Raw genomic sequence first — 8,054 nt, 5'->3', positions numbered from 1 at the left:
GGGCAGCATTGACGGTGTGGCCCGCGAGGTGGTCAAGGCCCCTGATGTGATCGACTACACCCAGCGCGATAACGTGGCCGAGCGCTTGGTCAAGCGCTTTGGTGTGGCGGTCGGTGAGGGCTCAGTGCGGGCGCTGGGTGCGGGATCGGCCTCGGCTTTGCGCTGAGACCTTCGCCTTCATGGTGTTTCAAGGCCCGATGGCATAGACCGCAGGCGTGTGACCATCAGGGCCTTTCAGGCCCTTTTTCCATTGCGCCACGGTGTGGCTCTGGATGCTGGCCGATGGCAACGTCAGGCCGCTGGCAATGGCCAGTCTGGTGTTGGTCTGCAGGCTTTGCAGCAGACCGCTGAGCATGGCTGCGTTGCGGTAGGGGGTTTCGATCCACAACTGGGTTTGCCCGGTTTTTTGGGCCAAGGACTCGAGTTGCTTCAAGCGTGCAGCGCGTTCACCTGCGTCTTGCGGCAAATAACCCACAAACGCGAAGTTTTGGCCATTGAGGCCACTGGCCGCCAAGGCCAGCAGCAGAGACACCGGGCCCACCAGCGGCAGCACGCGCAAGCCCAAATCGTGTGCACCCCGCACCACAGAACTGCCGGGGTCGGCCACAGCGGGCATGCCCGCTTCGCTGATCAGGCCGACGTCATGGCCTTGTAATGCTGCGACCAGCAAAGGTTTGCCGTCAAAACCCGATTGGTGATCGCCTTTTTTGTGCACATGGCGTGGCAATTCGGTGATGCTTTGTTCGGCCAAGGGCGCAACCAGCGGGTGGGTTTCGCCCACGCGCTTCAAAAATGCCCGGGTGGTTTTGGCGTTCTCGCACACCCAGTGGCGGATGCCTGCAGCCGCAGCCAGTGTGGCTTCGGGTAAGACATCGGTGATGGGGGCTTGTTCCGCGCAGCCAAAGTCCAAGGGCGTGGGCACCAACAACAGGCGGCCTTTGCGGGCGGTGTGTTCAGGGGTGTTCACAGCAGTTTCACTCCGGCTTGGCGCAGCAAGCGTGCCGTGCGGATCAGGGGCAAACCGACCAATGCGGTCGGATCGTCGTTGTCGATGGACGCCAGCAGGGCAATGCCCAGCCCTTCGCTCTTGGCACTGCCTGCGCAGTCATAAGGTTTTTCGGCTTGAAGGTAGGCCTCGATTTCGTCATCGCTCAGGTCCCGAAAGACCACCCGCACTTCGGCCAGTTCCACCTGTTCAAAGCCGGTGGCCAAGCAGACCACCGCCACGGCGGTTTGAAAAATCACGGTTTGGCCGCGCATTTGGCGCAGTTGCTGCACAGCGCGGGCGTGCTCGCCGGGTTTGCCCAAAGGCTGACCGGCCAAGTCAGCCACTTGGTCCGAGCCGATGACCACCGCCTCGGGGTGCAGTGCGGCTACGGCTTGGGCTTTGGCCAAGGCCAAGCGCAGAGCCAGGGCTTTGGGGGCTTCGCCGGGCAAAGGGGTTTCATCCACATCGGGCGCGGTCACGCCAAAGGGGATGCGCAATCGCTCCAGCAATTCGCGCCGGTAGCGCGATGTCGAGCCCAGCACCAGGGCTCGGCTGGCTGAACTGTGGGTGCCAAAAGGGGAGAAAGTGGAGGTCAAAACGCAAACCCAAGTGAAATTCGGATAGGTGATTCTCTTACACTGCAGCCATGGAAAAAAAATTGGACCCCCAACATTTGGATGTCGTGGCGTTTGCCCGCGACGCCGTCAGCTTGAAAGGCCAGGGCCAACTGGTTGGTTGGCCGCGTTTGGCTGAAGAGCAATTTGGCGATGCGCTGGTGGCCGGCCCGGTGGTGTGGCAGTTGCAAGGCCACGGCATCGCGCAGCCGACAGGTGGCGACCAGGTGGGTTTGGACCTGAAGGCCTCGGTGCATTTGCCCATGCAGTGCCAGCGCTGCTTGACGCCGGTGCTGGCGGCGGTTGAAGCCGAACGCTCGTTCCGTTTTGTGGCCGATGAAGCCACGGCGGCGGCACTCGATGACGAGGCGGAAGAGGACATTTTGGTCATCAGTCGCGACTTTGACGCGCTGGCCTTGGTCGAGGACGAGTTGATTTTGTCTTTGCCACTGGTGCCTTTGCACGAGGTGTGCCCAGAGGTGCTGCCCATGTCGGCGGCCGATCCTGAGTTTGAACTGGCCTCTGAGCGCCCCAATCCGTTTGGCGTGTTGGCAGGCCTCAAATCGGACACTTCTAAATAGCAGGGCTTTGAACGCCTTCCAAGAAGCTTTCGCTTAGGCTATAATCAATGGCTTCGCCCAGTTCTGCTGGGAGACATTCCCATCAACCAGAAGCTGCGTTTTCATTTGCGCGGCCTCCCAGCTTCCAAGGAGCCACCATGGCTGTTCAGCAAAACAAAAAATCGCCTTCCAAGCGCGGTATGCACCGTTCACACAACGCCCTGAATGTGCCCGGCATCGCTGTTGAGCCGACCACTGGCGAAACACACCTGCGTCACCACATCAGCCCCAACGGCTTTTACCGTGGCCGCCAAGTGTTGAAAAACAAATCAGAAGCCTGATCGGCGTCAGCCCTTAAGCCTGCACAGGCCCGGCGCTACTTTTAAAGTAGCATCGGGCTTTTTGTTTTTGTGGCCTTTGATATGCTGATTTTTGTTTTGAGTCCAAGGATGTCATGACTTCGCCTACCCCGATCACTGTGGCTGTCGATTGCATGGGCGGCGACCACGGTCCCCGCGTCACGCTGGCGGCTTGCCGACGTTTTTTGTCCACACACCCGGATGCCCGTTTGCTGCTGGTGGGCCGCGCCGAGGACCTGACGGGCTTGACCGATCCCCGGGCTCAGGTGGTGCACGCTTCCGAAGTGGTGGAGATGGACGACCCCTTGGAAGTGGCGCTGCGCAAGAAAAAAGACTCGTCCATGCGGGTGGCCATCGAGCAAGTGCGCGATGGCAAGGCTGCGGCCGCTGTGTCGGCGGGCAACACCGGGGCCTTGATGGCAATTGCCCGCTATGTGCTCAAAACCATGGATGGCATTGACCGTCCGGCCATCGCGGGCCAAATGCCCAACTTTAAGGGTGGCGGCACCACCATGCTCGATCTGGGTGCGAATGTGGATTGCACGGCTGAGCATTTGTTGCAGTTTGCGGTGATGGGTTCGGCTTTGGTTTCGGTATTGCAAAACAAGCCTAACCCCACAGTGGGTTTGCTCAACATCGGTGAAGAAGCCATCAAGGGCAACGAGATCATCAAGAAAACCGGCGAGTTACTGCGATCGGCCAGCCGCTCGGGTGACCTGAACTTTCATGGCAATGTTGAAGGCAATGACATTTTCAAGGGCACCGTGGACATTGTGGTCTGTGATGGTTTTGTGGGCAACGTGGCCTTGAAGGCCAGCGAAGGCCTGGCCACCATGATTGGTGGGTTCTTAAGGAATGAGTTTTCTCGCAACATCTTCACGAAAATGGCGGCCATAGTGGCTTATCCTGTTTTATCTTCTTTTAAAAACCGTGTTGACCACCGTCGTTACAACGGCGCTGCTTTGTTGGGTTTGCGGGGGTTGGTGTTCAAGAGCCATGGCTCCGCCGATGAAATTGCTTTCGAAACGGCCTTGAACCGCGCTTATGATGCAGGCCGGAATCAATTGCTTGACCGCGTTCGTGAACGCATCGCGCATGCCGCCCCTTTGTTGATGGGCACCCATGCCGAGCGGGAACAACCCACGGTCACACCTGTATGAGAATTTACTCCCGCATCTTGGGTACTGGCAGTTACTTGCCAGAAAACCGCCTCACCAATGCCGATCTGGCGGCCGAATTGGCCCTGCAAGGCGTGGAAACATCGGACGAATGGATCGTCGACCGCACCGGCATCCGAGCGAGACATTTTGCGGCTGACGACCAAGGCAGCAGCGATTTGGCGACCGAAGCAGCGCGCCATGCGCTGGCCGCCGCTGGCATCTCGGCCGACGATCTTGACCTGATCATCGTGGCCACATCGACTCCCGACATGGTGTTTCCGTCGGTGGCCACCATGGTGCAAAACAAATTGGGCACAGCAGGCTGCCCGGCATTTGATGTGCAGGCGGTGTGCAGCGGCTTCATTTACGCCCTGACCATCGCCGATGCCATGATCCAGTCGGGCTCGGTGAAGCGCGCCTTGGTCATTGGTTCTGAAGTTTTCAGCCGCATCCTCGACTTCCAAGACCGCACCACCTGTGTGTTGTTTGGTGACGGCGCAGGCGCGGTCATTCTGGAGGCTTCAGACCAGCCTGGCATTTTGGCCACCGATCTGCATGCCGACGGCAAATACAAAGACATCTTGTGCGTACCGGGCCATGTGAACCGCGGCGGTATTTTGGGCGACCCTGTTCTCAAAATGGACGGTCAGGCCGTGTTCAAACTGGCTGTAGGTGTGCTCGAAGACACGGCCCGCGCCAGCTTGGCCAAGGCCAACTTGACCGATGCCGACATCGACTGGCTGATCCCGCACCAGGCCAACATCCGCATCATGCAAAGCACCGCCAGAAAATTGAAAATGAGCGCCGACAAGGTGGTGGTGACGGTGGACCAGCACGGCAACACCTCTGCAGCCTCTATTCCGCTGGCGCTCGACACCGCCGTGCGCGACGGCCGCATCCACCGCGGTCAGACCCTCATGCTTGAAGGCGTGGGCGGTGGTTTCACTTGGGGCTCGGTGCTCCTGCGTTATTGATTCACGATGGCTTTGACAAGCCCGGGTCAGTGATGCGCGACACGCCCCAATTCACTTTCTCGGATTCTTTACAGATACCCAAAATTTGAACATGACCTCATTTGCTTTTGTTTTTCCCGGCCAAGGCTCCCAATCGGTGGGTATGCTGGACGCTTGGGGCGATCACCCCGTGGTGCTCGAAACCCTCAAAGAAGCCTCCGATGCCTTGGGCGAAGACGTGGCCCAACTGATCCACGAAGGCCCCAAAGAAGCGCTGGCCATGACCACCAACACCCAGCCGGTGATGCTGGTTTCGGCAGTGGCCGCTTACCGCGCCTGGCTGGCCGAAGGGGGGGCCAAGCCGTCTGTGGTGGCGGGGCACTCGCTGGGTGAATACAGCGCCTTGGTGGCTTCGGGTGTGCTGACGCTGGCACAAGCTGCACCGCTGGTGCGCCTGCGCGCCGCGGCCATGCAAGAAGCTGTGCCGGTGGGCGTGGGTGCCATGGCCGCTATTTTGGGCTTGCCCTCGGACAAGGTCATTGCCGGCTGCCAAGAAGCTCTAGCCGCATTCCCTGCGGGCAGCGGCGAAGTGGTGCAAGCTGCGAACTTCAACGACCCTGCACAAACCGTGATTGCGGGCAGCAAAGCCGCCGTGGACAAGGCCTGCGAAGTGCTGAAAAGCATGGGTGCCAAGCGCGCGCTGATCTTGCCCGTATCGGCCCCATTCCACTCAAGCCTGATGAAGCCTGCCGCTGAAAAGCTGCGCGAGAAGCTGGCCACCGTGGCTTTGGCTGTGCCGCAGATCCCCGGTGCTGAACAACATCGATGTGGCGGTCGAAACCGATGCAGACCGGGTCCGCGACGCGCTGTACCGCCAAGCCTTTGGCCCGGTACGCTGGGTCGAGTGCGTGCAAGCCATGAAGGCCCGTGGCGTGAGCACCCTGGTCGAGTGTGGCCCCGGCAAAGTGCTGGCGGGCATGACCAAGCGCATCGACGCCGAATTGAGCGGCGTGGCCTTGTACGACCCCGCCTCCTTGGCTGAAGTGAAAGGAATCCTGGCATGAACGAAACACAAAAACAATTGGCGCTGGTCACTGGCGCTTCGCGCGGCATCGGCGCATCCATTGCATTGCATCTGGCCAAGTCAGGTTTTGTCGTGATTGGCACCGCCACCAGCGACGACGGCGCAGCCAAAATCAGCCAAGCGCTGTCGGCTTTTCCCGGCAGCAGGGGGGCTAAGCTGAATGTCAATGACGCCGACGCTGGCGCGGCTTTGATTGACACCATCATCAAAGAACACGGCGGCTTGCAGGTCTTGGTCAACAACGCGGGCATCACCCGCGACACCTTGGCCATGCGCATGAAGGACGACGATTGGGACGCGGTGCTGGACACCAACCTCAAGGCGGTGTTCCGCATGAGCCGTGCCGTGATGCGCCCCATGATGAAGCAGCGCTATGGCCGCATCATCAGCATCACCAGCGTGGTGGGTGCCTCGGGCAACCCCGGCCAAGCCAACTACGCGGCGGCCAAAGCCGGTGTGGCGGGCATGACCCGTGCCCTGGCCCGCGAGTTGGGCAGTCGGGGTATCACGGTCAACTGTGTGGCCCCCGGTTTCATCGCCACCGACATGACCGCCAGCTTGCCCGAAGAACAACAAAAAGCCTTGCTGGGCCAGATTCCTCTGGGCCATTTGGGACAACCCGATGACATCGCGCACGCGGTGGCCTACTTGGCTGGGCCGGGTGCTGGCTATGTCACCGGACAAGAATTGCATGTCAATGGTGGCATGTTCATGGCCTGATTTTCGGAAACCCTTTCCGGACAGGTAAAATCTTCATTTTTCACAACCCTCAGAGGGACCCCATGAGCGATATCGAAGCACGTGTCAAAAAAATCATTGCCGAACAACTCGGCGTTGAAGAGTCACAAGTTACCAATGAAAAAGCCTTCGTGGCCGATCTGGGTGCCGACTCCCTGGACACGGTGGAACTGGTGATGGCACTCGAAGACGAGTTTGGCATCGAAATTCCTGATGAAGACGCAGAAAAAATCACCACGGTGCAAGCTGCGATCGACTACGCCCAAAGCAAGAAGGCCTGATCGACGATGACCCGGCGCCGCGTTGTTGTCACGGGTTTGGGATGCGTCAGCCCCGTGGGCAACACGGTCGCCGACGCATGGTCCAACCTGCTTGCCGGTCAGTCCGGCATTGGTCCGATCACCCGTTTTGATGCCTCAGCCATGTCCTGTCGGATTGTGGGTGAAGTCAAAAACTTTGATCTGGAGTCGTACATTTCCGCCAAAGAAGCGCGGACGATGGACCGCTTTATCCATTACGGCATTGCCGCTGCAGCCCAGGCCATCCAAGATGCCAACCTGCCCGCAGGCGATGCACTGGGTGAAGAAGAAGCCTGCCGCACCGGTGTGGTGATTGGGTCGGGGATCGGCGGCTTGCCGCTCATCGAAGAAACCCACATTGAATACGTCTCGCGCGGCGCGCGCCGCATCTCCCCATTTTTCGTGCCGGCCTCAATCATCAACATGATCTCGGGCCATGTCTCGATGCGCCATGGTTTCAAAGGCCCCAACCTGGCCGTTGTGACCGCGTGCACCACAGGCTTGCACAGCATTGGCGAAGCCGGTCGTCTGATCGAATACGGCGACGCGGATGTGATGATTGCAGGTGGCTCCGAAGGCACCGTATCGCCATTGGGCGTGGGTGGCTTTGCAGCCATGCGCGCTTTGTCGACCCGCAACGACGACCCCACAGCCGCATCCCGCCCTTGGGACAAAGACCGTGATGGTTTTGTGCTGGGTGAAGGCGCTGGCGTGATGGTGCTCGAAGAGTACGAACACGCCAAGGCCCGTGGTGCCAAAATTTATGCCGAGCTCGGTGGCTACGGCATGAGCGCAGACGCCGGGCATATGACCGCACCCAGCATGGACGGCCCCCGCCGCGCCATGCTCAACGCCATGCGCAATGCCGGTGTCAACGCCGACCAAATTGACTACCTCAATGCGCACGGCACCTCCACGCCGCTGGGGGACATCAACGAAACCAATGCCATCAAGGCGGCCTTGGGCGATCACGCTTATAAAACCGTGGTCAGCTCCACCAAGTCCATGACCGGTCACCTTCTGGGTGGCGCGGGCGGCATTGAGAGCGTGTTCACTGTGTTGGCCTTGCACCACCAAAAAGTGCCGCCGACCATCAACTTGCTCAACCCCGATCCCGAGTGCGATCTGGACTACTGTGCCAACACGGCACGCGATGTGAAAATCGATGTGGCCCTGAAAAACAATTTCGGTTTTGGCGGGACCAACGGTTCGCTGGTGTTCAAGCGCATTTGACAGAGGACAACCCACATGCACAACGCCCCACCTGTGGCTTTCCCGGTGGGGGCGTTTTGTTTGGGG

The 8,054-nt window shown here is 59.7% G+C and carries 9 protein-coding genes and 2 pseudogenes; 9 read left to right on the top strand and 2 right to left on the bottom strand.

The window, feature by feature from the left end:
- A pseudogene (locus tag Q0341_RS13420) lies at positions 1-166 on the top strand (S49 family peptidase); the annotation flags it as partial.
- Between the two features lie 21 nt (positions 167-187).
- On the opposite strand, the gene Q0341_RS13415 reads toward Q0341_RS13420, so the two are convergent.
- Both Q0341_RS13415 and Q0341_RS13410 read right to left on the bottom strand, forming a co-directional pair.
- Positions 188-967: an SAM-dependent methyltransferase gene (locus Q0341_RS13415; RefSeq protein WP_299514247.1), complete on the bottom strand. Its 780-nt coding sequence runs from the start codon at positions 965-967 to the stop codon at positions 188-190.
- Complete coding sequence (locus tag Q0341_RS13410) at positions 964-1,530, bottom strand: Maf family nucleotide pyrophosphatase (protein ID WP_299514250.1); 567 nt, start codon at positions 1,528-1,530, stop codon at positions 964-966. Before Q0341_RS13410 ends, Q0341_RS13415 begins: the two co-directional genes overlap by 4 nt.
- Before the next feature lie 104 nt (positions 1,531-1,634).
- On the opposite strand from Q0341_RS13410, the gene Q0341_RS13405 reads away from it, so the two are divergent.
- The 8 genes and pseudogenes from Q0341_RS13405 to fabF all read left to right on the top strand — a co-directional run bounded on the left by Q0341_RS13405 (position 1,635) and on the right by fabF (position 7,988).
- The gene (locus Q0341_RS13405) at positions 1,635-2,183 is read left to right on the top strand and encodes a YceD family protein (protein WP_299514245.1); all 549 of its coding nucleotides are present in this window, start codon (positions 1,635-1,637) and stop codon (positions 2,181-2,183) included.
- A 137-nt stretch (positions 2,184-2,320) separates the two neighbouring features.
- Positions 2,321-2,503: a 50S ribosomal protein L32 gene (gene rpmF / locus Q0341_RS13400; RefSeq protein WP_005794249.1), complete on the top strand. Its 183-nt coding sequence runs from the start codon at positions 2,321-2,323 to the stop codon at positions 2,501-2,503.
- Between the two features lie 113 nt (positions 2,504-2,616).
- Positions 2,617-3,681 carry a phosphate acyltransferase PlsX gene (gene plsX / locus Q0341_RS13395; protein WP_299514244.1) on the top strand — a complete coding sequence of 355 codons (1,065 nt, stop codon included), beginning with the start codon at positions 2,617-2,619 and terminating at the stop codon, positions 3,679-3,681.
- On the top strand, positions 3,678-4,655 hold the full coding sequence (locus Q0341_RS13390; protein ID WP_299514242.1) for a beta-ketoacyl-ACP synthase III: 978 nt from the start codon (positions 3,678-3,680) through the stop codon (positions 4,653-4,655). The genes plsX and Q0341_RS13390 overlap by 4 nt, the downstream gene beginning before the upstream one ends.
- 91 nt (positions 4,656-4,746) lie before the next feature.
- Positions 4,747-5,698 (top strand): annotated as a pseudogene (gene fabD / locus Q0341_RS13385) (ACP S-malonyltransferase).
- The gene (gene fabG / locus Q0341_RS13380; RefSeq protein ID WP_299514240.1) at positions 5,695-6,438 is read left to right on the top strand and encodes a 3-oxoacyl-ACP reductase FabG; all 744 of its coding nucleotides are present in this window, start codon (positions 5,695-5,697) and stop codon (positions 6,436-6,438) included. Before fabD ends, fabG begins: the two are co-directional and overlap by 4 nt.
- Positions 6,439-6,500: 62 nt before the next feature.
- On the top strand, positions 6,501-6,737 hold the full coding sequence (acpP, locus tag Q0341_RS13375) for an acyl carrier protein (RefSeq protein WP_019427049.1): 237 nt from the start codon (positions 6,501-6,503) through the stop codon (positions 6,735-6,737).
- 6 nt (positions 6,738-6,743) lie between these two features.
- Positions 6,744-7,988: a beta-ketoacyl-ACP synthase II gene (gene fabF, locus Q0341_RS13370; RefSeq protein ID WP_299514239.1), complete on the top strand. Its 1,245-nt coding sequence runs from the start codon at positions 6,744-6,746 to the stop codon at positions 7,986-7,988.
- Positions 7,989-8,054 lie beyond the last annotated feature (66 nt).

Source organism: uncultured Limnohabitans sp. (assembly GCF_937889215.1).
Taxonomy (GTDB): Bacteria; Pseudomonadota; Gammaproteobacteria; order Burkholderiales; family Burkholderiaceae_C; genus Limnohabitans_A.
This window is presented reverse-complemented; position numbering and strand designations above follow the sequence as displayed.